We start from the raw sequence: 24003 nt of genomic DNA on the forward strand, positions 1-24003 counted from the left end.
AATTATATAAGCATTTAGCTATAATTGTTATAAATTTGAAAATTAAGTTGCAAGGTTATGGATTTTTTCTTTGTAGAATACCGCGATCCTTTATTTGGTCTTATTGTTTTAACTGCTTTGGTTTTTATCATAGCTAGCTCACATTATATATGGCGTATTGTTGCAAGTAAAGACCAAAAAAGCAAACTTGATCGTTTTGTAAAAAAATTTGAAATTAATTCCACACACCAACAAATTTTAAAAAATGCCAATTTAAGCATAGAAAATTTAAATTTCTTAGCTCAAATTTTTACCAAAAGTGGTGAATTTGAAAAAGCTGTGGGGATTTATCTCATAGCTTTGCAAAAAGCAAATGAAGCAAGCCAAAAAGAATTTATCTTTTTTTCACTAGCACAAGTTTATTTAAAAGCAGGATTTTTAGAGCGTAGTGTAGAAGCTTTGTTAAATGCCTTAAAAATTAAAGCACGCAATAAAGAAAGCTTAAAACTTTTAAAAATTGTTTATTTAAAACTCAAAGATTATGACAAGGTTTTAGATGTTTTAGAGTGTTTGTTTGAGCTAGGAGAAAATATATATGCAGAAAAAGCCTTGATAAAGGCTTTTAAAATTCAAGTAAGTTCTAAAGAGCAAGAACAAAAACTAAAAGAAATTTTAGCTTTGAGCAAGGATAATGAGTATATTTTAAGACTTTGCTTTTTGCATTATAAAGATAAACTTACTCAAATGCCTCAATTTGAAAATGTCATTGATTTGCTTAATGAATGCAAAAGTCCGCTTAATCTTGAAGATGAAAAATACCATGAGTTTTTTTATGCAAAAAATTTAAGCACAAAAGCTATTCCTATCAAAAATCATAAACTAAAAATTTTAAAAATTTTAAACGATAATAAGCTAAGTGCAAATCTTAGCTTTACTTATGTGTGTAATAATTGTAAAAATCAAAGTCCTTTGTTTTTTTATCATTGTCCATTTTGTTATGAATTTGGAAAATGCGAGATTTATTATGAGGTAAAAGCTTGAAAAATATTGAAATTTATACAGACGGCTCGTGTTTAAACAACCCTGGCTTTGGAGGGTGGGCTTATGTTTTAACTTATAAAAATCATCAAAAAGAACAAAGCGGAGCGTGTGAGAATACAACAAACAACCGCATGGAATTAATGGCTATTATAGAGGCTTTAAAAGCTTTAAAAGAGCCATGTGAGGTAAAGTTATACACAGATTCAAATTTAATGGTACAAAGTATTAATGAATGGCTTGAAGGTTGGGTAAAAAAAGATTTTAAGGGTAAAAAAAATATTGATCTTTGGAAAGAGTATTTAAATATAGCTAAAGATCATAAAATAACTGCTTTTTGGATCAAAGCACACAATGGTCATGAACTAAATGAGCGTTGCGATGAGCTAGCAAGAAATGCAGCCTTAAAGCTCCAAGAAGAAAGGTCGATAAATGCTTAAAAAACTCCAAGAAAGATTAAATTATCATTTTAAAAATGAGCAATTGCTCATTGAAGCTTTGACGCATAAAAGTTACAAAAAGCCTTATAATAACGAAAGATTAGAGTTTTTGGGTGATGCTGTGATGGATTTAGTGGTAGGGGAGTTTTTGTTTTTTAAATTTCAAAAAGACTCAGAAGGAAATCTTTCTAAACTTAGAGCAGCTTTGGTGAATGAAAAATCTTTTGCAACTTTAGCGCAAAAACTTGATCTTGGAGCATGTATTTTTATGTCTATTGCAGAAGAAAATAACGATGGACGCAATAAACCTTCCATACTTTCTGATGCTTTTGAAGCACTAATGGGGGCTTTGTATTTAGAAATAGGTTTTGAAAAAACTAAAAATATAGCATTAAATTTGCTTAATGAAGTTTATCCGCATATTGACACACAAAGTTTGTTTAAAGACTATAAAACAAGACTTCAAGAAATTACACAAGCAAATATGGCAGGCACGCCTGAGTATGTAGTGGTAAAAGCTTTTGGGCCTGATCATAAAAAGCAATTTGAAATCGCAGTAAAAATTCAAGGCATAGAAGTAGCAAGATCTATAGCAGGTAGTAAAAAAGAAGCCCAACAACAATGTGCTAAAATCGCACTTGAGAAATTAGGAAAACTATGAATAGCTTTGGAGTAAGATTTAAATTTACAAGCTTTGGCGAATCTCATGGTCAAGCTATAGGTTGTATAATAGATGGTATGCCAGCAGGGGTGAAGTTTGATTTTGATTTTTTACAAGAAATGCTAGATAAAAGAAAGCCAGGTCAAAATAAATTTAGCACTCCTAGAAAAGAAGAAGATAAAGCTCAAGTTTTAAGTGGGGTTTTTGAGGGTTATACAACAGGAACTCCTATAAGTGTTTTGGTGTATAATGAAAATACACGCTCAAAAGATTATGAAAAAGATGTATTTCGTCCTGCACATGCTGATTTTACTTATTATCATAAATATGGCATTAGAGATTATAGAGGCGGTGGAAGAGCTAGTGCTAGAGAAAGTGTAGCAAGAGCAGCAGCAGGTGCTGTGGCACAAATGCTTTTAAAAGAATTTGATATAGAGATAATGAGCGGGGTTTTTGGAATAGGAAATATTGATAGCAAACTTAGTAATGATGAGTTTGATTTTGATTATGCTAAAAATAGTGAAGTTTATGCTTTAGATAAAAATTTAGAGCAAAGTTTTAAAGATGAAATTTTAAAAGCTAAAAAGGCAAAAAACAGCATAGGTGCTAGAGTTTTTACTAGAGTGAAAAACCCTATCAAAGGCTTAGGCGAGCCTTTGTATGATAAGCTTGATTCTAAACTTGCTCATGCAATTATGGGAGTAAATGCGGTTAAGGCTATAGAAATAGGAAGTGGTTTTCAAAGTAGTTATATATATGGAAGTCAAAATAATGATGAACTAAAAGATGGGGTATTTTTAAGCAATCATAGCGGTGGGATCTTAGGCGGAATTTCTAATGGGGACTTTATCGATATAAAAACATATTTTAAGCCAACTCCTTCTATATTTTTACCCCAACAAACGCAAAATACTCAAGGAGAAAATGTTATACATGAGTTAAAAGGCAGACATGATCCTTGTGTGGGTATAAGAGGCAGTGTTGTGGTAAATGCTATGGTAGCAATTTGCATGGCTGATGCTTTGCTTTTAAATGCAAGCTCAAATTTGCAAAATTTACAACGAGTTTATGGAAAAAACAAATAAAAATTTAATACTTATTTAGATATGATGATAAAATATCTTTAAAAAGGGAGAAATATGAAAAAAAATATTGTGTTTTTTGAAGTTAGAGGTGGTAGCGATAAAGGTGAAGATGGCCATAGAAAAGATACTATGCCTATGGTAAATGCCTTAAAAGAACAAGGTTGGAATGCTGAGGTTATCTTTTTTGAAGTAGAAAAAAAAGATGAAATTTATGAATATGTAAAAAACAATGCCGATGCTTATGTTTCTAGAATCAACCCTGGAAATTTAAAAGAAGAAAATGAGTATTTTGATATGCTTAGAAAACTTTGTGCAAATGGAGTTATAGGTATGCCTCATCCTGATGCGATGATAGGATATGGCGCTAAAGATGCACTTACTAAGCTTAATAAAACAGCTTTAGTACCTGAAGATACTTATGCGTATTATGATATCAAAACTTTTAAAGAAAGTTTCCCAAAAACTTTAGCAAAGGGTGAGAGGGTTTTAAAACAAAATCGTGGTTCAACAGGTGAGGGAATTTGGCGTGTGAGATTGATAGATGAGCTACCAGCAGGGGCTGTGAGCGTGCCATTAAATGCAAAAATCAAATGCACAGAAGCAAAAGATAATCACACAGAAGAAAGAGAGCTTGGTGAGTTTATGGACTTTTGTGAGCAATACATTATAGGTGATAATGGTATGCTTGTAGATATGACTTTCTTACCGCGTATTAAAGAAGGTGAGATTAGAATTTTAATGCTTTATCATACTCCAATTTATGTGGTGCATAAAAAACCTGCAGAAGGTGCTGATGCATTTTCTGCTACACTTTTTTCAGGTGCAAAATATAGATATGATGAACCAAAAGATTGGCAAGGATTGGTTGATTGGTTTTTAGCAACCTTACCTGAAATTCGTTCAAAACTTGGAAATTATGATATTCCTTTGATTTGGACTGCTGATTTTATCTTAGATACAGATGAAAATGGTAAAGATAAATATGTTTTAGGTGAGATTAATTGCTCTTGCGTAGGATTTACTTCTCCTGCTGAATTTGTTGAGCCTATTGCTAAAAAAGTAGCTCAAAATATCATTGATATCGTAAGTAAAAATTAACCCTTGTTTTAACAAGGGTTTTTTAAAACTCATTATGCTTTTAACTATACTTTACATTATCGGAATTACTGTTGATGCGATGACAGGAGCTATTGCTGCAGGAAGACATAAAATGGATCTTTTTGGAGTGATATTTATAGCTTTGGTAACAGCTATTGGTGGAGGTTCGATTAGAGATATTTTACTTGATCATCATCCGCTAACTTGGATTAAAACTCCTGAGTATGTGATTTTAATTTGTGTTGCAGCTATGATTACAACAAAAATTGCTAAATATGTTATAAGGCTTGAAAAACTTTTTTTGATTTTAGATGCTATAGGTTTGGTTGTTTTTAGTGTTTTAGGTGCACAAATTGCAATACAAATGGGATATGGTTTTATAGTGGCTGTGAGTTCAGCTGTTATTACTGGTGTGTTTGGTGGGATATTAAGAGATATATTGTGTGCTAGGATACCACTTGTATTTCAAAAAGAAATTTATGCGGGTGTTGCTATATTAACAGGGGCTTTGTATTATATATTGTATATTTTGGGCGTAGATGAGTTATGGGTAATTCTTGCTTCATTGATTGTAGGAACCATAGCAAGACTTTTGGCGATATATTATGGTTTAAGTTTGCCTATATTTTCTTTTAAAGATGGAGAAAATAAAGAAAGTTAAATTCTATCTTATAAACTCTTAAAGAGCAAGCTTCATTATCCATAATATTTTCAATAAAAATTCCACCATATTTTTCATAAACCCTGCAAGTTCTGTCAGTAGGTAAAATTTATTTATATTTTTTGTTTTCAAATCATTTTTTATAAATTTTAATAATTGATTAGTTAATTTGTTTCCTCTGTAATTTTCTTCAATATATAAAGCACATAAATTTGGCTTCAAATCTTTTCTGTTGTGAAAATCATTTTGTATAACTCCAGCTATAATAGAGTTTTTATCTAAAACTAAATACCATTGAGGAATAGTTTGACTGTTAAAGCTACTTTCTATGCTTTCAAAATAAATTTTTTCATCTATACCCCATTTTTCAGAAAACCATTTAGAAGCCTTTATTGATAGATCTTTTTTGTCTGATATATTTATTATATGCACAAATGAAACCTCTCTATGGAATGTCAGAATTCATAATCAATTTTTGTATTTAGAAGTTAAAAAGTGGTGACCCATACGAGACTCGAACTCGTGTTACCGCCGTGAAAGGGCGATGTCCTAACCGCTAGACGAATGGGCCAAAACATTAAATTAAGAAATGAAATTATATCTTATTTAATTTAAAAAAAGCTTAATTATTTTACAAAACGCAGATAAAAATAGCCAAATACACCTGAAGCCAAGGAAGCTAGTAAAATAGCAAAATTATCTACAAAATTAAATATATCACTTACTTCATAGGCAAGGGCGTCTATAAAAAAGCTCATAGTAAAACCTATACCTGTGAGTATGCAAACTCCATAGAGTTGTTTAAAATTAGCATCTTTTGGCAGTTTTGCAAGTTTAAATTTAATTGCCATATAAGCAAAGCCAAATACACCGAGTTGTTTTCCAACAAATAAGCCTAAGAAAATTCCTACGCTTACACCACTAAATAGCATATGTGCTTCAATTTTTGAAAGATCAACCCCTGCGTTAGCAAAAGCAAAAAGTGGCAGTATTATAAAAGCTATCCAAAATTTTAAACCATGCTCGATTTCTTCTAATAAAGCATGGTTATTTTTTGTATGCACAGGAATAAATAAAGCCGTGATGATACCTGCTAAAGTTGCATGTACTCCACTTTTTAATACACTAAGCCAAAGTAATGCTCCAAGTATATAATAAAATGATTTTCTTTCATTGCCCAAACGATTAAGTAAAAACAAACCCACAATACAGCAAAAGGCAACAAAAAAAGCTAAAGTAGAAAGCTCTCCTGTATAAAAAATGGCAATGATTAAAATAGCTCCTACATCATCAAAAATCGCTAAAGATACTAAGAATATTTTTAAAGAACTTGGTATGCGTTGCTTTAGCATTGCAAGTATAACTAGAGCAAATGCGGTATCAGTTGCAGTAGGTATAGCCCAACCTTTTAAAACATAAGCATCATTAAAATTGATAGCACAAAATATCAAAGCAGGTACAACTATACCGCCTATAGCAGCTATTAAGGGTAGGGTAATATTGCTAAGAGTTTTAAACTCTCCTTGAACAAATTCTTTTTTTAATTCAAGTCCTATGGCAAAGAAAAAGATTGCAATAAGGCCATCATTAATCCACAATAAAGAAGGTTTAAAAAGTTCCCAAGCACCTACTTTTACACCCATTTCTACACTTAAAAAGTCCATATAATGTTGCCCATAAGGACTATTTTTAAGTAGCAAGGCAAAGATCGTTGCTAATAAAAGCAACAATCCTCCTAAAATTTCAAGTGATAAAAAGTTTTGGAAACTTTTCAATTTCATTTTTTAAAACTATAAATAAGTTTTAAGTAAGCATATCCAACTATAGCGCTTAATAATGAAGCTACTAAAATTGCAAGTTTGTCTGAATATGCAAAAATATCACTATTTTGATAAGCTAGGCCGTCTATAAAAAAGCTCATAGTAAAACCTATACCTGTGAGTATGCAAACCCCATAGAGTTGTTTGAAATTAACATTTTGTGGAAGTTTTGCTAGTCCTAGTTTTATACTAATATATGAAAATAAAAATACCCCAATTTGTTTTCCTAAAAATAATCCTAAAATAATGCCTAAGCTAACCGAAGAAAACATAAAACTTGGATCCATATCTTTTAAATCAACTCCCGCATTTGCAAAAGCAAAAATAGGCAAGATGAAATAACTCACCCAAGGTGCTAAGTCATGTTCTATTTCTTTTAAAAAAGACTCACCGCTTTTTGTTTGAAGTGGTATAAATAAAGCAGTAATCACACCTGCCAAAGTTGCATGCACCCCACTTTTTAACATGCTTATCCAAAATACTATAGCTATGATGATATAAAAAGATTTTTTAGTAACATGGAAGTGATTTAACAAATAAAGCGCTAGAATACACACTAAAGCAGCAATCATAGCAAAAACTGAAAGTTCGCTTGTATAAAATAAAGCAATCACAATAATCGCGCCTAAATCATCAAAAATAGCTAAAGAAAGTAAGAATAATTTTAAAGAAGTAGGTACTCTTTTGCCTAAAAGCATTAAAATACCAACCGCAAAAGCTACATCAGTAGCCGTTGGTATAGCCCAACCTTGCAAAGCAAAAGGATCCTTATAGTTAAAAAACGCAAAAATCAAAGCAGGCACTATCATACCGCCAAGTGCAGCAAATACAGGTAAAGACATAGCCTTTATACTATTGAGTTGTCCTCTTGTTACTTCATATTTTAATTCAAGTCCTATGGCAAAGAAAAAGATTGCAATAAGTCCATCATTAATCCATAAAAGTAAAGGTTTGAAAATTTCTAAACTTCCAGCTTGAAAGCCAAAAGGAATATTTAAAAAGTTAGTATATTGATCCGTTAAAGAACTATTTTGTAAAATGAGTGCAAGTACGGTAAAAAATATTAGTAAAACACCAGGAAAAGTTTCACTTTTAACAAAGGTTTGAAGTCTTTGCATAAATAGCCTTTTTAAATTTTTATTAACGTGTTATTTTAACATAAAAAGGCTTGAAATTTAAAGTTTAAGCAGAAAAACTGCTTAAACAGGTATAACGCGTATATTTGGACTAAGTTCTTCTTGTAAGATATTTTCTATAGCATATAAAGTTGCACCACTCCCGCTTGAACAGCCGCTACATGCTCCAAGATAACGTATATATATATCTATATTTTTATTGTCACTTTTTTGGATATCAATTACTTCTAAATCTCCACCATCACCGTGTAGCATAGGACGCACATCGCTATCTAAAACAGCTTCTACTGCTTTTAGTTGTTTAACCATGGTCATATCATCAAAAGCAATATCTGTTTTACTTTGATCTTTTAGCTTTTCTCTTTCCATTTCAGCTCTAGTTTCAGCTAAAATATCTACAAGATAATAATCTTTTTTCTCATGTCCTCCAGGCTTAACACAAGATTTACAAAAAGCACCTGCTTTAGTAAATTGTGTGATTTCTTCTACTGTATGTAAATCATTTAGTTTGATTACTTCTTTGATAGTTCCAAGGCTTACCCTAGCACACTCACAAACTATGATTTGATCTTCAAAGTCTTCGGGATTAACACCTTTATAATGCGCTGCAGCTTGTTTGATAACATCATAAGCCATAACTGAGCAGTGCATTTTTTGCGGTGGAACTGCAGGGGTTTCAGGGTTATCTCTCATAGCAAATTCAACATCTAAATTTGTAATTTTTACAGCCTCATCTACGGTTTTACCTATACAAAGATCAACCATAGTATCACTACTTGCTATCGCTGTACCACAGCCAAAGCTTTTAAATTTAGCATCAATGATTTTATCAGTTTTTTCATCTACCAACCAATAAAGCCTAACCGCATCGCCACAGCTTTCAGCTCCAAAATCTGCAACAATAAGTTTTGCATTTGCTTTTTGTGCATCTTCTTGTGTGAATTCGCCCATATGTTGAGGGTTATTCATTCTATCTTGTACTTTTTGAGAATACTCATCCCAAATTGATCCGCCAATTAAATTATTCTTTGCCATTTTTTATCCTTTAAATATTTTCAGGCTTATATGCATAAGTACTTGAGATTGCTCTAAGTCTTTGCGTTGCTTTTTTTATTTGCTCTGCTGCATAATCAATTTCATCTTCTGTGTTAAATCTTGATAAAGAAAGTCTTAGGGCAGTATGAGCTAAATCGTTTTCAGCGCCAATTGCCTCCATGATAGGATTGCTCTCAAGTGCTTCGCTAGCACAGGCTGAACCGGTGCTTGCTGCTATACCATTTTTGTTTAAATCCCAAAGCATAGCCTCGCCTTCTACGCCTTTAATGCTTGCTAAGATGGTATTAGGAACCCTTCTTGATCTATCTCCAACTACACTTGTATCAGGCATAGCTAAAATTAAATCTTCTAATTTATCTCTTAATCTTCTAATGTGTGAGTTTTCAAAATCAAGCATAGTATTTGCAATTCTTAAAGCTTCTGCCATTGCTATAATATATGGTACATTTAAAGTTCCGCTTCTTCTGCCACCCATATGCTCACCACCATGTAAAAGCGGAGTTAATTCTATATCTTTTTTAATATAAAGTCCACCTACACCTTTTGGACCATGGAATTTATGTGCAGAAAATGAAGCAAAATCAACCCCAGCTTTTGCAAAATTAACCTTGATTTTCCCAACAGCTTGAGTTGCATCAGTATGAAATAATGCTCCATATTCATGAGCAATTTGAGCCATTTCTTCTATAGGAAAAATCATACCAGTTTCATTATTTGCCCACATAATGCTTACTAGGGCAGTTTTATCTGAAATAGCTTCTTTTAGATCTTTTACACTAGAAACACCCTCATGATCAACGCCAAGTTCTATGACTTTTACTCCTAAAGATTTTAAAAACATAGCACTAGCTGCTACTGCAGGATGTTCTACACTAGAAATAATTACTTCATTTTTATCGCTATTTAAAATTCTATCAAAATACACACCTTTTAATACCCAGTTGATACTCTCTGTGGCACAGGAAGTGATAATGATGTCATCTAAATCGCTTGCCCCAAGTCCTGCATAAAGTTTATCCATAGCTTCTTTTAAAGCAGGGTGAGTTGCACTACCCCATTGATGAAGGCTGTTTGGATTACCATAATGTTCTTTTAAAAAAGGTTTCATAAGCTCATAAGCTTCTGGTGCAAGTTGTGTTGTTGCATTATTGTCTAAATATACTTTCAAAATTACACTCCTTTAATTAGGATAATTTTTATCTTTTTTGTTAATATACACTAAAATGTTAAATTTAACATTAAACTAAATGGATTTCACTTGTGTAAAATTTTTTATTATTTTAGCACAAGTTAAGCCATTGCATTTAAATATGAGTGTAAAATTTTATTAATGCTTGCTTGTCTTTTGCGATTTTCTAAAAATTGAGTGTCTAAAAGTTCTTTTTGAGTATTAATTTTTTCAAGGTCTATATTAGAATCATTTTGATTAAACTCTTTTTTTAAAGCTTCAAAATCTTTGCTAATTTGCTCACTATAAAGACTATAAATAGAACTTGAATTAGCAAATTCTTGCATGTTGATACTGTGTTGATAGTTAATGTATTGTTGAAAGAAAACTGAAAGTTTATCTTCTGTGGTGTTGTTTTTATCTACTCCATTGATATATAAATATAAATCAAAACTCATTTTTTCTTTATTGTTTTCACTTAGATAATCTTGCATGCTCATTTGACCTCTCATGAGTTTTTGAAAATTTACATTAGAAGACATATCTAACTCAATAGGAGTTAAAAAGAAATTAGCCTTTTGATTATTTTGTTCTTTTAAATCATGATAAATATAATTAAGCAATAATCCACTTTTAGAAACTTCGCCTTGTCGGTTTAGATAAGGTCTTATGATAGGATTACTAGCCGTGTTTTCAATGCTCGCATTGAATGCAAAGTCTCCTATTTTGTTATCAAGCATTAAGGTATTTAGATTTTTATTTGCTTCTTTTGCATTTTGTAAACTTTTGGCATTTTCATAAACTTTTAAAATTTTTCCTTCATAAGTATAGCTATAACCTTGATTTAATTCTGAAATTTGCGCTTTACTTAAAAAACTATTATCATTTTTTTGAAATTCATGATTGATGGTTTTTAGCGTATTGTGATAAGTGTTTAAAAGTCTTGGCAAGTCTATTTTGTTATAGTTTAAATTTTCATCAAGCTTTATAAGTTGTTTTGAAATTTCTCTTATACTTTTTATATTAATATCATAATCAAGAGGCAAAGCAGCCGTTTTATTAAGATCTTTTTCAAAAAAACCTTGCTCATTGATTCTAAAACCAAACTCGCTTGCATAGCTTACTTCATAATCTAAATTAGAACCTTTTATATCAAGTAAATCACTTTTAATATTGGTATTTTCTTTTTTTTCTTCCGCGTGTCCAGTCTTTGCAAAAGGATAATTTGCAAAATTCTGATACGGATTGACATTAGAATTTACAAACATAACTCTTCTCTTCAAAAATATTGCTTAGCCTTAAAAAGCAAAAGCTATGCCAAAATTTTTGAATCGAAGAGAAAAATTAAGCGTAAATGTCAAGCAATCCTGAACTAGTGCTAGGAGTAGTAGTTGGAGCAGGGTTTGCATTTACGCCTTCAAGTACTTGCATTACTGCATTTTCATTGGCTTCTATGGTTTTTTTCATCATAGTAGTTGCAATGTTAAGCATTAAACTTGCTTGGTTGTTAGTAACTTCGCCCATAACATACTCCTTTTGTTTGGATTAGTAATATTATCGGCAAAGTTTGGTTAATATTAAGCTATATTATAAATTTTTGATAAGTAGTGATTGTGAGTGTTTTCTTTTGCTTCAAGCATATCGATATAGTTTTTAAACTCATCCATATCTTTAAAAAGATTTTTCATGGTAGTGTTAATTTCGCTAGAAAAATTTTGAAGATTGCTTTGTGTTTTTAAATATCTTTCTATTTGATAAATTCTAGCGATTTCTCTTTCATACTCATCTTGAGTTATTCTTTTTGCGCTAAATTCTGCATTTAGTATTTTTTTATCATTGATAATAAATGATTTTTTTTGATTGTTGATTTTAAATTCAACGATAAATTCTTCTTTTGAATTAATAATTTTTAAGTATTTTAATTTAGCTTTATTTTCTAATAAAAGATAGCTTATACACTCTAAAAACATATGTGTAAAAATTTCTCTTTCAAAGATATTTTGACAAATATCGGTGTATTTTAAACCCAAGCTTTGTTGATGATCTAAAAAAGCTATATTTGACATGATCCATCCTTTTTTCATGACTTTTTATCATGAAAAAGCAAAAATCATTCCAATTATTGTGTATCAATCATTTTTAGCATATTGATAGTATCTTCAAATTCAAAACTTTCTTCAGGATTTTGACTAAGAAATTGTTGCATAAAGTCTTTTTTAGCGATAGCCTGATCAAGTTCTTTATCAGTGCCTTTTTGATAAGCACCAATTCTAAGTAAAACCTCATTTTCTTTAAGCAAAGAATTTAAACGTTTAAATTTTCTAGCAGCTAGTTTGTGTTCATCACTAATAATATCACCCATAATCCTTGAGGCTGAATTTTGTATATTTATAGGTGGATAAATTCCAAAGTCAGTAAGTTCGCGACTAAGCACTATATGCCCATCTAGGATGGATCTACTTTGATCAGCTATTGGATCACTCATATCATCTCCATCAACTAACACGGTAAAAAAAGCTGTTATAGTGCCTTTACCTTCTTCTTTTCCTGCGCGCTCCATAAGCTGAGGTAAAAGACTTAAAACGCTTGGTGGATAGCCTTTTGTCGTAGGTGGTTCACCTAGAGCTAGGCCTATTTCTCTTTGAGCCATAGCAAAACGCGTTACACTATCCATGATAAATAACACATCTTTGCCTTGTTCTTTAAAATACTCAGCCACACTCATAGCGCAAAATGCTCCGTATTTTCTCATCAGCGCACTATCATCACTTGTTGCAACGATGATGACAGTATCATCAAGTTTACCACCAAGATTTTTTTGTATAAATTCAGGAATTTCTCTACCGCGCTCACCGATTAAAGCTATGACTTTAATGGGAGCTTTGGAATTTTTTACTATCATGCCCATAAGGGTTGATTTACCAACCCCACTTCCTGCAAAAATCCCAAGCTTTTGTCCTACCCCACAAGTTAAAAGCGCATCTATTGTTTTAACTCCTACTGGAAAGACTTCCTCTATCAAACCTCGTTTCATTGCATCAATAGGTGCACGCATAATAGGCATAAATTTACTTGCCTCAATAGGTCCTTTACCATCTTTTGGTCGCATAAAAGGATCAACCACCCTTCCTAAAAGTTCATCACTAACTCCTATTTGCATACCCGCATCATTAATAAAAGCACGATCGCCTATTTTAAAACCTTCCACAAAACCAAAAGGACTTAAATAACTTAAATTCTCATCTACTTCTACTACCATAGCCATAGCTTCTTTACTCTCATCTTCACTAGAAACTATTTTAATAATATCACCTATGCTAGTTTTTAAGCCATTTATTTCTATACTAGTACTTGAAATTTTAGTAATTTGTCCAAAAACACTAACAAGATTTTGTGAAGCAATTTTGCTACGAAGTTTTTCTAAACCCATTAAAATCTAACCTGTTTTGCTGAGTTAATTAAGGTAAAAAATTCTTTTCTTGTTTTTTCACTTTTTAAAAAGCTACCTCTTAATGCTGAAGTACTAGTAGTAGAATTTGCCTTTTGTACTCCACGCATTTCAACACACATATGTCTTGCTTCAATAACCACCCCAACGCCTTTTGCACCTACATGTTCCATTAAAGCTTCTGCGATTTGTTCTGTGAGTTGTTCTTGAATTTGTAAGCGTCTTGCAAAAACTTCTACAAGGCGTGGAATTTTACTAAGTCCTACGACTTTTTTATCTGGTATATACGCAACATGCACGCGCCCAAAAAAAGGCAAAAGATGATGTTCACAAAGACTATAAAATTCTATATCTCTTACTAAAACCATTTCGTTGTTTGAACTTTCAAATAAAGCATCATTTAGTATTTGTTTTGGATCTTGTTTATAACCGCTATTTAAAAATTCAAAAGCCTTAAAAACTCTAGTAGGAGTTTTTAAAAGTCCTTCTCTTTGTGGATTTTCCCCAATAATCTCTAACATATTTTTTACTGATTGTTCAAATTTTTCTTGCATTTTTTCTCCATCAAAAATTAAAATTTTAACATATTTTTATTTTTATATAAAGTGATAAGGAAAATTTTGGTATATTATCAAAAAATTTTATTTAAAAAGGGAAAATATTATGGAAGTTACAGCAAAACTAATTGATTTTGCAAATGCAAATGCTACTGTGAAAATTGCTCAAGGAGCTATTAAAGCAGAAGTTGAAAAATTAGCTAAAAAAGCATCTAAAACTATGAAAATGGATGGTTTTAGAGCAGGAAAAGTTCCTGTTGCTGCTATACTTAAAAGATATGAAAAAGAGCTTACAAGAGATGCGGAGCAAGATCTTTTAAGAAATGCTGTAGATGGTGCTTTAAAAGAAGTTAAAAAAGAGGCTAAAGATTTAGTAGGTGAGCCATATTTTGAAAAATTTGATAGAAAAGATGGTGCTATTGAGGCTCAAATGGTATTATCTTTTAGACCAGAAGTAAAATTAGATGGATATGAAGAACTAATTCCAACTTATAATACACCAAAAGTAACTCAAAAAGAAATTGATGCAAAAAAAGAAGAATTATTAAAAAGATTTGCTACTCCTGAAGCGATTAAAGAAGCAAGAGCTTTAAAAGAAGGCGATTTTGCTAAATTTGATTTTGAAGGTTTTGTTGATGGTAAAGCTTTTGATGGTGGAAAAGCTCAAAATTATGTTTTAGAAATTGGTTCAAAACAATTCATACCAGGATTTGAAGAAGGTATGATTGGTTTAAAAGCAGGTGAGGAAAAAGATATTAATGTAACTTTTCCAAAAGAATATGGCGCAGCGCATTTAGCAGGAAAAGATGCGGTATTTAAAGTAAAAATTCACGAAATTCAAGAACTTAAATTACCTGAGTTAAATGAAGAGCTTTTAAAAAGCTTGTTACCTGAAGAAAAAGAACCAAGTGTTGAAAAATTAGATGCAAAATTAAAAGAACAACTAAAAAATGAAAAAATCTTTAAACTTATCAATGATGAGCTTAAAAATCAATTTGCAGAAGCTTTGGTAGCTAAGTTTGACTTTGTTTTACCAAGAAATATAGTAGAGCAAGAAACAGATATGCAATTTAGAAGCTCTTTGAGAACTTTAAGCGAAGAAGAATTAAAAGAATTTAAAGATGAGGCTAAATATAAAGAAAAAAGAGAAAGTTTTAAAGAAGATGCACAAAAAAGCGTAAAATTAACTTTCATTATAGACGAGCTAGCAAAACTTAGAAATGTTACAGTAAGCGATCAAGAATTAATCCAAGCGATTTATTTTGAAGCTTATAGATATGGTTTTAACCCGCAAGAACATTTAGATAATTACAAAAAACAAGGTGCATTGCCTGCTATTAAAATGTCTTTAATCGAAGAAAAACTTTTTGCTGATATTTTCAAAAAAAATGACAAAAAGAAAACTGAAAAAGAAAGTGAAAAATAATGAGCTCATACATACCTTATGTGGTTGAAAAAACAAGCAGGGGCGAAAGAAGTTATGATATTTATTCAAGACTTTTAAAAGATAGAATTATCATGCTAAGTGGCGAGATCAATGATGATCTTGCTGCTTCTATTGTAGCTCAGCTTTTGTTTTTAGAGGCTGAAGATCCTCAAAAAGATATTTATCTTTATATTAACTCACCAGGTGGGGTTGTAACCAGTGGATTTAGTATTTATGATACGATGAATTATATTAAAGCTGATGTAAGTACTATTTGTATTGGTCAAGCTGCTTCAATGGGTGCATTTTTGCTTAGTTGTGGTGCTCCAGGGAAAAGATTTGCTCTGCCAAATTCAAGAATTATGATCCATCAACCACTAGGTGGTGCAAGAGGGCAAGCAACTGATATAGAAATTCAAGCAAAAGAAATTCTAAGATTAAAAGCGATTTTAAATGATATTTTGGCTAAAAACACCAAACAAAAACTCTCTAAAATAGAAAAAGACACTGATAGAGACTTTTTTATGAGTGCTGTAGAAGCTAAGGAATATGGCTTAATCGATAAGGTTTTGGAAAAAAGTTTTAAATAAGGAAAAGCATAGCAATGTTAGATGATGATTTATTTGCTGATTTAAATTTAAGTAGCGATCCAACTCCAGCCAAAGAAGCTCCAAAAATTCAAAAAATTAGTGGAGGTGAATTTGAAAAATTTGCAAAGTCTATTTTGACTGAGCTTGTAAAAGATAATGTACCTCCAACACCAACTAATTATGGAGTTTATTTTCAAAAAATGCTTGAAGAACGTCCGGTAGCTTTTAAGAAAAAAGTTAGCGAGATTATGGAATTTGAGCAAAACGATGATGGTATCAAACGTGCAAATATAGAACAAGAAATCAAAAAAAGTTTTAGTTCTACTTCGGCATTATTGCAATACATTGCTATGATTTATAGACATCTTGAAACAGTTAAAGATATGTTAAGAAGACGTAATTCAGAACTTGCTATTAGTACAGGAAATTTAGCTGTTTCTAATGTAATTCACGCTCTTGAAGCAGATCTTTCAAGATTTTCTAGTATTTTAGATAAATATTCAGATGAGATTAAAGAAAGTTTTGATGAGGTTAGACAAACTTATAAACATATAGAAGAGCAAAGTGATTTTGACTCTAAATTTGGAGTTTATAATAAAAAATATTTTTTAGAAAATTTAGAAAAAAGCATTGAAAGTAATGCAAAATATAATTATCATACTTCCTTAATATTTTTTAGAGTAAAAGAAGAAATTCTTGAGCAAACTTATACTCAAAAAGAAAAAAATGCTTTTTTAAAAGGTGTGTGTAGAATTTTTAGTAAAAATGTCTCTTCAAGCGATATAGTAGCCCATTGTGGAAACAATATTTTTGCTATGATGATTTCTCATACAAATTTAGAAAAAGCACAAGAAATATGTAATAAAATTTTAGAATCTTTAGAAAATTCAAATTTTTTCCTAGCAGATAAAGAAATAGATGTAGATGTTGAAGTGGCTATAAGTGCTGTTAATCAAGATAGTAAGGGTGAAGAATTAATAGAAAAATGCATTGAAGCTTTAAAAGATTCAGGAAAAAATTTAGAACCCTTTATAATAGTGGAAAAAGAAAAATGATAAGAAAAATAATTACCTATCCTAATCCAAGATTATTTTTAGAGTCAAAAAAAGTAGAAAATTTTGATAAAGATTTACATATACTTTTAGATGATATGTATGAAACAATGATAGCTAATAAGGGCGTAGGCTTGGCTGCTATTCAAGTTGATGTGCCAATTAGAGCTTTGCTTGTAGATATTGGTGATGAAGAAGGTGAGCAAAAAGAAGATAAACAAACTCTTTTAGAAATTATTAATCCTATTATAACACCTTTAGATGATGAAAAAATTTCTTGCAATGAAGGTTGTTTAAGTATACCAGGTTTTTATGAAGATGTAATGCGCTATAAAAATATACAACTTGATTATCAAGATAGGTTTGGCAAGCCACAAAGTTTACAAGCGTATGATTTTTTAGCAGTGGCTATTCAACATGAAGTTGATCATCTTGATGGGCATTTATTTATAGAAAAACTTTCTTTTTTAAAACGCCAAAAATTTGACAAAGACTTTAAGAAAAAATCCAAAAAGAACAAATGAAAAAACTAAAATGTGCAAGTTTTTCTACAGAGCTTGATATTATCGATGTAGAATCAACTTTCACAAGAGGTTTGCCAGGTTTTAGTATAGTGGGTCTTGCAAATTCTACCATTAAAGAAAGTACAGAAAGAGTTAAGGCAACTTTACTAAGTCAGAATTTCAATTTCCCAGCTCAAAAAATCACTATCAATCTTAGTCCATCAGATATCCCTAAAAATGGCTCTCATTTTGATTTGGCTATTGCGATTTTGATTTTATTTCAAAAAGAAAATTTAGATGACTTTTTTGTTTTTGGAGAACTTGGTTTAGATGGGAGTATTAAAAGCACTGCTAGTTTATTTTCTATCTTGCTTTTTTTAAGTGCAAAAGTACAAAATGCCAAAGTAGTAGTACCAAAAGCTATAGCACAAAAAGCTTCGATGATACCTAACTTAACAATTTATGCTTTGGAAAATTTAGCTCAAGCTATGGATTTTTTTAAAGAAAAAAATTATGAGAATTATCATATAAATAATGCTCATCCTTTGTTTGAAAATGCCATAGAAATTAATAATCAAAAATATATAAAAAATTCTATTTATCCTTATGATTTTAAAGAAGTTAAGGGTCAAGAAAATGCTAAATTTGCTTGTATAATAGCAGCTTTGGGTATGCATAATATTTTATTTGAAGGTAGTCCAGGTAGTGGTAAAAGTATGTGTGCTAAAAGACTTCCTTTCATCATGCCACCACAAAGTTTGAAAGAAATTTTAGCTCAAAATGCCTATAAGTCATTAAACTCTTTAGATGATGATTTTAGTGCTAGTAGGGTTTTTAGAAGTCCTCATCATACAAGCACTAGGGCTAGTATTTTTGGTGGAGGAACTAAAAATGCCAAGATAGGAGAAATAGCACTTGCAAATGGAGGGGTTTTGTTTTTTGATGAGTTTCCTCATTTTTCAAAACAAATCATAGAAAGTTTAAGAGAGCCGCTAGAGGATTTTAAAATTCTTATTTCAAGAGTTAATACCAAAGTGATTTATGAAACTAAATTTTTATTTGCTTGTGCGCAAAATCCTTGTCCTTGTGGAAATTTATTTTCTAAAAGTCTTGCATGTCGTTGCCAAGAGATAGAAATTAAAAAATATAAAAATAAAATTTCATCTCCTATTTTAGATAGGATCGATCTTTATGTAGCTATGGATGAAATTTCGCATGAAGATAAAACAAGTTTAAGCTCTGAACAGATGAGTGAAATGGTTTTTAAAGGATTTTTATTTCAAAAGCAAAGAAAACAAGAAGAATTTAATGCCAAATTAAATGATGAACAGTTGAAGCAATTTTGTATTTTAGATTCTACTGCGAATGAAATTTTGCAAAAGGCTATAAATTCATATAATCTCTCTCAAAGAGGGGTAAATAAAACCATAAAAGTAGCAAGAACCATTGCAGATTTAGAGCAAAGTGAGTTGATCTTAAAAACTCATATTTTAAAAGCATTAAGTTTTAGAATGAGAACTACATAGGAGAAAAAATGGATAACAAAAGTGTGGCGATCTTTATTGATGCAGAAAATATTCCTTCAAAATATGCAAAATCTATTTTTGATATCGCTTCTGATTATGGAGAAATTGTTATAAAACGAATTTATGGAGATTGGACACAAAAAAATATACAAAATTGGAAAGAACAAATCGCACAATATTCTATCATCGCTATGCAACAATTTAATTTTATAGCTAATAAAAACTCAAGTGATATGTACTTAATCACTGAGATTATGAGTTTTTTTTATGAAAAAGATATTGATATTTTTGTCATTGTTTCAAGCGATAGCGATTATACTAGTTTAATCCAAAGACTTAAAGAAGGCAAAAAGCAAGTTATAGGTATGGGTTTAAAACAAGCTGTAAAATCTTATGTGAATTCTTTTAGTGAATTTTTTTATTTAGATCAAGATGAATCTAAAGAAAAAATATTAAGCACTAAAGAATATATCAAAGATTTAATCAATATCACAGAAGCCTTAATAGAAGAAAAAGGCCGTGCTGAATATGCTCAAATTCGCACCAATATGAATAGAAAACACGCAAATTTTATCCCTCAAAATTTTGGTTTTAAAAATTTTAGAGCTTTAGTAAAAGAGTTTTTACCACAAATGAAACAATTTAAAGAAGGTAATGAAAAAAATATTTATTTTCTTATTGAAAAAACAAAGGCTTAAAAATGGAAAATATCTTGATAGCCTTTTTAGTTGTTGTAATTTTGGCTTTTATATGGTATGTGTTTAAAAGCCAAAAAGAAAAAGCAAAATTAGAGTTTTTAAACCAAAGTAATATAGCTTTGCAAAATCAACTTGCTAATTTAGAGTTTGAAAAAACTACACTCATAGAAAAAAATTCCAAACTTTTAGATGAAAAAATATTATATTTGTCTAAAAATGAGGCTTTAGAAGCAAAATTAGCTCAAAAAGAACAAACCCAGCAAGAACTTTTAAATATACATTTAAAAGAGCGTGCGAATTTAAAAGAAGAATATACCCAAACTTTAATAAAACTAGAAGAAAAATACAAGCAAAGCTTAGTAGAATTAAAACAAGAATTAGAACAAAATTTACAAAAACAAAATACTAGTATTTTAAACCAAAACAAACTTATGCTTAATGAGGATACAAAAAAAATCTTAGAAGAAATTTTCTTGCCTGTGAAAAAAAGCGTTAAAGAATACAATGAAAGACTAAATTCAAATGAAGTTAGTCTTAAAACTCATATTGATAATATGTTTAAATTTAGCCAAAATATGACAGAAAATGCAGATAAGTTAGCTAAAATTTTAAAGGGCGATAAAAAAATTCGTGGTAATTTTGCAGAATTGCAACTAAAATCAGTTTTAGAAAATAGTGGTTTGGTAGAGGGCGTGCAGTATAAATTGCAAGAGAGATTTCAAGATGAGGGTAAAACCTATATTCCTGATGCGGTAGTATTTTTAGATAAACAAAAAAGTATAATCATAGATGCAAAATTTTCTTTGCCAAGTGATTTTGCTTTTGAAGATATTAGTCAAAATACCTGTCTTGATTTAGCTTATAATCTAAAATCAAGAATTGATGAGTTAGCCAAAAAGCCTTATATGCAGTATGACAAACACACTTATGAATTTGTTTTGCTTTTTATACCTTATCAAAATATCTTAGATTTGATTTTAAATGTAGATCTTGAAATTTATCAATATGCTTACAAAAAAAAGGTTTATTTAACCACACCAAACACTCTTTTTATGGCACTAAATACGATAAATATTTCATGGAAAAATATACAAAGTAATGAAAATATCCTAAAAGCTTTTGATGAGCTTGGCAAATTTCATGATAAATTTGCAGGTGTTTTAGATGATTTTGAAAAAATCAAAGAAAACATCAAAAGATTAAACACAAATGTAGATAATATGCAAACAAAGCTTACTCATGGAAGTGGAAATATTGCTTCAAGAGTGATAAAACTTAAAGAGCTAGGCGCTAAAACCCAAAAGCTTATAAAATGTGAGATGAGCGATGAAAGTAGTATTTAAAGATAATATTTCTTATGAAAAAGAGCTTATTGAAAAAGGTTTGGATGAGTTTTTAATGATGGAAAATGCAGGCATAGAGCTTGCAAATTTGATTAAGAAAAAAAGTAAAAACATAAAAAATGCTAAAATTTTATTTTTGCTTGGTACTGGTGGAAATGGAGCTGATGGACTTGTGGCCATTAGACACTTAAAAAAAGCTTTTGCTTTTGTTATGCCATATAAAAAAAGTACAGTGTTTACCAAGCAAGAGCAAATTTTAAAAAATATAGGTTTTAATTTCTTAAAAAAAGAACCTAAATTTAAAGATTTTGACATCATAGTTGATTGTGTTTTTGGAAGTGGTTTAAATAAAGCTTTAGATGAAAATTTGCAAAGAATTTTTAAAAAAATTGCTAAAAGTAAGGCTTTAAAAATAGCTTGTGATATTCCTAGCGGGCTTGGACAAGAGCTATATTTTAAGGCTGATTATACTCTTTGCATGGGGGTAATTAAAGAAATTTTATTAGAAGATTTCGCGAAAGAATTTGTAGGTAAAATTAAAATTGCGAATTTGGGTTTAAAACCTTATATGCAAAATACTTCAAGCTTTTTACTAGAAAAAAAAGATTTAAAACTCGTTACAAAAAAGGCTAACTCAAATAAAGGTGATTTTGGCCATGTTTATATTTTTGCCAATAAAAGCGCGGGTACTCTAGCTGGACTTGGTGCTTTAGAGTTTGGAGCGGGGCTTGTATCTTTAGTGGCCAAAGAAAGCTTTTCGCCTTTGATTATGCTAAAAGATGATATTGAAGGCAAAATAAATGCAGCTGCTATAGGTATGGGACTTGATGATTTAAGTATTTTAAAAGATGAAAGATTAAAAAATATTCCTTTAGTCTTAGATGCAAATTGCTTCCAAAGTGAAAATTTGTTTTCATATCTTGATAGAGAAGATGTTGTTTTAACTCCTCATCCTAAAGAGTTTTCTATGCTTTTAAAACTTTGTTTTAATGAGGATGTAAGTGTAGAAGAAATTCAAAACAAACGCTTTTTTTATGCAAGAAAATTTAGTTCTAAATTCCAATGTGCTTTGGTGTTAAAAGGGGCTAACCCCATCATCACTCAAAAAGAAAAACTTTTTGTAGTAAATTGTGGCAATGAGGCTTTGGCAAAAGGTGGAAGTGGGGATGTGCTAAGTGGTATGATAGTAGCTTTACTTGGGGCGAAATTTAATGCTTTAGAAGCTGCTAAAAATGCAGTATTAGCTCATGCTTTGGTGGCTAAAAATTATAAGAAAAATAAAATTAGTTTTGATGCTTTAAAATTAATAAAGGGGTTAAAATGCTTATAAAATTAGCAGTTTTATTTAGTGGTAATGGAAGTAATTTGGAAAATATTTTAGAAAAATTACATAAAAAAACTTTTGGCAAAAATACCTTTGAAGTGGTTTTGTGTGTATGTAATAAAAAAGAAGCTTATGGCATACAAAGAGCTTTAAAATATGGTCTTGATACCAAGATCATAGAACATGAAAAATTTACTTCAAGAGAAGAATTTGATGCAGAATTAGTAAAAATTATAAAAGAAAGTCAAGCAGATTTGACTATCCTAGCAGGATTTATGCGCATTTTAAGTCCTGTTTTTACTCAAAATATAAAAGCTATCAATCTTCATCCTTCTTTGCTTCCTTTATTCAAAGGTGCTCATGCTATCAAAGAAAGCTATGAAAGTGATATGAAAGTAGCAGGCATTAGTGTGCATTGGGTTAATGAAGAGCTTGATGGTGGTAAAATCATTACTCAAAAAGCCTTTGAAAAAGCTAAGTTAAGCTTTGAAGAATTTGAAGCGAAAATTCACGAGCTTGAACATACACTTTTGCCTGAAACCATTGTAAAAATTTTTGAAAATGATTAATTTTTCATCATTATAATTACGCTTTTTGTTTAAGGAAGGTAAATGTTTGAATGGATTTTTAGTGTAGATGCTTGGGTGGTATTACTTACTCTTACAGCTTTGGAGATTGTACTAGGGATTGATAATATCATTTTTCTAGCGATTTTAGTTTCTAAATTACCACCAGAACATAGAGATAAGGGTAGAATTCTAGGTCTTGCTTTTGCGATGATTACTAGAATTTTATTGTTATTGTCTTTATTTTGGGTGATGAAACTTGTCACACCTTTATTTAGTATATTGGGTAATGAAATTTCAGGTAGAGATTTGGTGCTTTTGCTTGGAGGTTTGTTTTTAATAGTTAAGTCTATTAAGGAAATTAAAGAAAGTATAATGCACCAAGAGGAAAGTCAAAGCAATATAAAAATTAGCAATAAACTTTGGGTTGTAGTTGCTGAAATAGCTGTGATAGACATAGTATTTTCTCTTGATAGTGTTATTACTGCTGTGGGCATTGCTCAAGATATAGAGATTATGATTATTGCTGTGATTATTGCAGTTTTAGTTATGCTTTTTGCCTCTAAACCAATTGCAGATTTTGTAGAAAAATATCCAAGTATTAAAATCTTAGCCTTGGCATTTTTAGTAATGATAGGCTTTGTTTTAGTATGTGAAAGTTTTGATATCCATATAGATAAAGCATATATTTATACAGCTATGGCTTTTTCTTTGATAGTAGAAATTTTAAATATCATTTCACAAAAAAAACAAACAGACAATTCTTAAAATATTTAGCATTTTTTATGCTAAATATTTTTTTATCTTGACTTTTAATATTTTTTTATG

26 protein-coding genes and 1 tRNA gene are annotated in these 24003 nt (G+C 30.5%); 16 read left to right on the top strand and 11 right to left on the bottom strand.

Features of this window, described 5'->3' with window-relative positions:
- Positions 1 to 57 precede the first annotated feature (57 nt).
- Genes L8X24_RS06130 through L8X24_RS06155 form a run of 6 tightly spaced genes read left to right on the top strand, consistent with a single transcriptional unit; the run spans position 58 to position 4962 of the window.
- Positions 58 to 1020: a hypothetical protein gene (locus tag L8X24_RS06130; protein WP_263664058.1), complete on the top strand. Its 963-nt coding sequence runs from the start codon at positions 58 to 60 to the stop codon at positions 1018 to 1020.
- Positions 1017 to 1457: a ribonuclease HI gene (gene rnhA, locus L8X24_RS06135; RefSeq protein ID WP_263664059.1), complete on the top strand. Its 441-nt coding sequence runs from the start codon at positions 1017 to 1019 to the stop codon at positions 1455 to 1457. The genes L8X24_RS06130 and rnhA overlap by 4 nt, the downstream gene beginning before the upstream one ends.
- Positions 1450 to 2118, top strand: a complete 669-nt coding sequence (rnc, locus tag L8X24_RS06140) for a ribonuclease III (RefSeq protein ID WP_263664061.1) — start codon at positions 1450 to 1452, stop codon at positions 2116 to 2118. The genes rnhA and rnc overlap by 8 nt, the downstream gene beginning before the upstream one ends.
- Positions 2115 to 3203 carry a chorismate synthase gene (aroC, locus tag L8X24_RS06145; protein ID WP_263664063.1) on the top strand — a complete coding sequence of 363 codons (1089 nt, stop codon included), beginning with the start codon at positions 2115 to 2117 and terminating at the stop codon, positions 3201 to 3203. Before rnc ends, aroC begins: the two co-directional genes overlap by 4 nt.
- A 54-nt stretch (positions 3204 to 3257) precedes the next feature.
- Positions 3258 to 4301, top strand: coding sequence for a Cj0069 family protein (locus L8X24_RS06150; protein WP_039619407.1), 1044 nt, complete (start codon positions 3258 to 3260; stop codon positions 4299 to 4301).
- 34 nt (positions 4302 to 4335) lie between these two features.
- Positions 4336 to 4962 (top strand): trimeric intracellular cation channel family protein, encoded by a 627-nt coding sequence (locus L8X24_RS06155; RefSeq protein WP_039629140.1) that lies wholly within the window; start codon positions 4336 to 4338, stop codon positions 4960 to 4962.
- Positions 4963 to 4980: 18 nt separating this feature from the next.
- Here the strand turns inward: L8X24_RS06155 and L8X24_RS06160 are convergent, their stop codons facing one another.
- The 11 genes from L8X24_RS06160 to folE form a co-directional block, all read right to left on the bottom strand.
- Complete coding sequence (locus tag L8X24_RS06160) at positions 4981 to 5394, bottom strand: GNAT family N-acetyltransferase (protein ID WP_263664065.1); 414 nt, start codon at positions 5392 to 5394, stop codon at positions 4981 to 4983.
- Between the two features lie 64 nt (positions 5395 to 5458).
- A tRNA-Glu gene (locus tag L8X24_RS06165) sits at positions 5459 to 5533 on the bottom strand.
- Between the two features lie 55 nt (positions 5534 to 5588).
- A complete protein-coding gene (gene nhaA, locus L8X24_RS06170) occupies positions 5589 to 6743 on the bottom strand; it encodes a Na+/H+ antiporter NhaA (RefSeq protein WP_263664066.1) in 1155 nt (384 codons plus the stop codon).
- The gene (nhaA, locus tag L8X24_RS06175) at positions 6740 to 7900 is read right to left on the bottom strand and encodes a Na+/H+ antiporter NhaA (protein ID WP_263664068.1); all 1161 of its coding nucleotides are present in this window, start codon (positions 7898 to 7900) and stop codon (positions 6740 to 6742) included. The genes nhaA (L8X24_RS06170) and nhaA (L8X24_RS06175) overlap by 4 nt, the downstream gene beginning before the upstream one ends.
- Before the next feature lie 81 nt (positions 7901 to 7981).
- Positions 7982 to 8953 (bottom strand): iron-sulfur cluster assembly scaffold protein, encoded by a 972-nt coding sequence (locus tag L8X24_RS06180; protein ID WP_087685319.1) that lies wholly within the window; start codon positions 8951 to 8953, stop codon positions 7982 to 7984.
- A gap of 10 nt (positions 8954 to 8963) precedes the next feature.
- On the bottom strand, positions 8964 to 10142 hold the full coding sequence (locus tag L8X24_RS06185; protein ID WP_263664073.1) for a NifS family cysteine desulfurase: 1179 nt from the start codon (positions 10140 to 10142) through the stop codon (positions 8964 to 8966).
- 122 nt (positions 10143 to 10264) lie between these two features.
- Positions 10265 to 11410, bottom strand: coding sequence for a hypothetical protein (locus L8X24_RS06190; RefSeq protein WP_263664092.1), 1146 nt, complete (start codon positions 11408 to 11410; stop codon positions 10265 to 10267).
- Between the two features lie 76 nt (positions 11411 to 11486).
- Complete coding sequence (locus L8X24_RS06195; protein ID WP_039619394.1) at positions 11487 to 11666, bottom strand: putative motility protein; 180 nt, start codon at positions 11664 to 11666, stop codon at positions 11487 to 11489.
- Positions 11667 to 11719: 53 nt separating this feature from the next.
- A complete protein-coding gene (locus L8X24_RS06200; RefSeq protein WP_263664075.1) occupies positions 11720 to 12208 on the bottom strand; it encodes a hypothetical protein in 489 nt (162 codons plus the stop codon).
- Positions 12209 to 12261: 53 nt separating this feature from the next.
- On the bottom strand, positions 12262 to 13572 hold the full coding sequence (gene fliI / locus L8X24_RS06205) for a flagellar protein export ATPase FliI (RefSeq protein WP_263664076.1): 1311 nt from the start codon (positions 13570 to 13572) through the stop codon (positions 12262 to 12264).
- Positions 13572 to 14144 carry a GTP cyclohydrolase I FolE gene (folE, locus tag L8X24_RS06210; protein ID WP_012662169.1) on the bottom strand — a complete coding sequence of 191 codons (573 nt, stop codon included), beginning with the start codon at positions 14142 to 14144 and terminating at the stop codon, positions 13572 to 13574. The genes fliI and folE overlap by 1 nt, the downstream gene beginning before the upstream one ends.
- Positions 14145 to 14253: 109 nt before the next feature.
- On the opposite strand from folE, the gene tig reads away from it, so the two are divergent.
- Genes tig through L8X24_RS06260 form a run of 10 tightly spaced genes read left to right on the top strand, consistent with a single transcriptional unit; the run spans position 14254 to position 23943 of the window.
- Positions 14254 to 15573, top strand: a complete 1320-nt coding sequence (gene tig / locus L8X24_RS06215; RefSeq protein ID WP_039619387.1) for a trigger factor — start codon at positions 14254 to 14256, stop codon at positions 15571 to 15573.
- Complete coding sequence (gene clpP, locus L8X24_RS06220; RefSeq protein ID WP_087699173.1) at positions 15573 to 16163, top strand: ATP-dependent Clp endopeptidase proteolytic subunit ClpP; 591 nt, start codon at positions 15573 to 15575, stop codon at positions 16161 to 16163. The genes tig and clpP overlap by 1 nt, the downstream gene beginning before the upstream one ends.
- Positions 16164 to 16177: 14 nt before the next feature.
- Complete coding sequence (locus tag L8X24_RS06225; RefSeq protein ID WP_263664077.1) at positions 16178 to 17218, top strand: GGDEF domain-containing protein; 1041 nt, start codon at positions 16178 to 16180, stop codon at positions 17216 to 17218.
- On the top strand, positions 17215 to 17739 hold the full coding sequence (gene def, locus L8X24_RS06230) for a peptide deformylase (protein ID WP_263664078.1): 525 nt from the start codon (positions 17215 to 17217) through the stop codon (positions 17737 to 17739). Before L8X24_RS06225 ends, def begins: the two co-directional genes overlap by 4 nt.
- A complete protein-coding gene (locus L8X24_RS06235; protein WP_263664079.1) occupies positions 17736 to 19244 on the top strand; it encodes a YifB family Mg chelatase-like AAA ATPase in 1509 nt (502 codons plus the stop codon). Before def ends, L8X24_RS06235 begins: the two co-directional genes overlap by 4 nt.
- An 8-nt stretch (positions 19245 to 19252) precedes the next feature.
- A complete protein-coding gene (locus L8X24_RS06240; protein WP_039619378.1) occupies positions 19253 to 19942 on the top strand; it encodes an NYN domain-containing protein in 690 nt (229 codons plus the stop codon).
- Positions 19943 to 19944: 2 nt separating this feature from the next.
- Positions 19945 to 21285 carry a DNA recombination protein RmuC gene (rmuC, locus tag L8X24_RS06245; protein WP_263664080.1) on the top strand — a complete coding sequence of 447 codons (1341 nt, stop codon included), beginning with the start codon at positions 19945 to 19947 and terminating at the stop codon, positions 21283 to 21285.
- Entirely contained in the window at positions 21269 to 22615 is a 1347-nt protein-coding gene (locus L8X24_RS06250) for an NAD(P)H-hydrate dehydratase (RefSeq protein WP_263664081.1), read from the top strand. The genes rmuC and L8X24_RS06250 overlap by 17 nt, the downstream gene beginning before the upstream one ends.
- Positions 22606 to 23178: a phosphoribosylglycinamide formyltransferase gene (gene purN / locus L8X24_RS06255; protein WP_257939414.1), complete on the top strand. Its 573-nt coding sequence runs from the start codon at positions 22606 to 22608 to the stop codon at positions 23176 to 23178. The genes L8X24_RS06250 and purN overlap by 10 nt, the downstream gene beginning before the upstream one ends.
- 42 nt (positions 23179 to 23220) lie before the next feature.
- Complete coding sequence (locus tag L8X24_RS06260) at positions 23221 to 23943, top strand: TerC family protein (protein WP_039629122.1); 723 nt, start codon at positions 23221 to 23223, stop codon at positions 23941 to 23943.
- The last annotated feature ends 60 nt before the right edge of the window (positions 23944 to 24003 follow it).

It is taken from the genome of Campylobacter sp. CNRCH_2015_0814 (assembly GCF_025772765.1).
Taxonomy (GTDB): Bacteria; Campylobacterota; Campylobacteria; order Campylobacterales; family Campylobacteraceae; genus Campylobacter_D.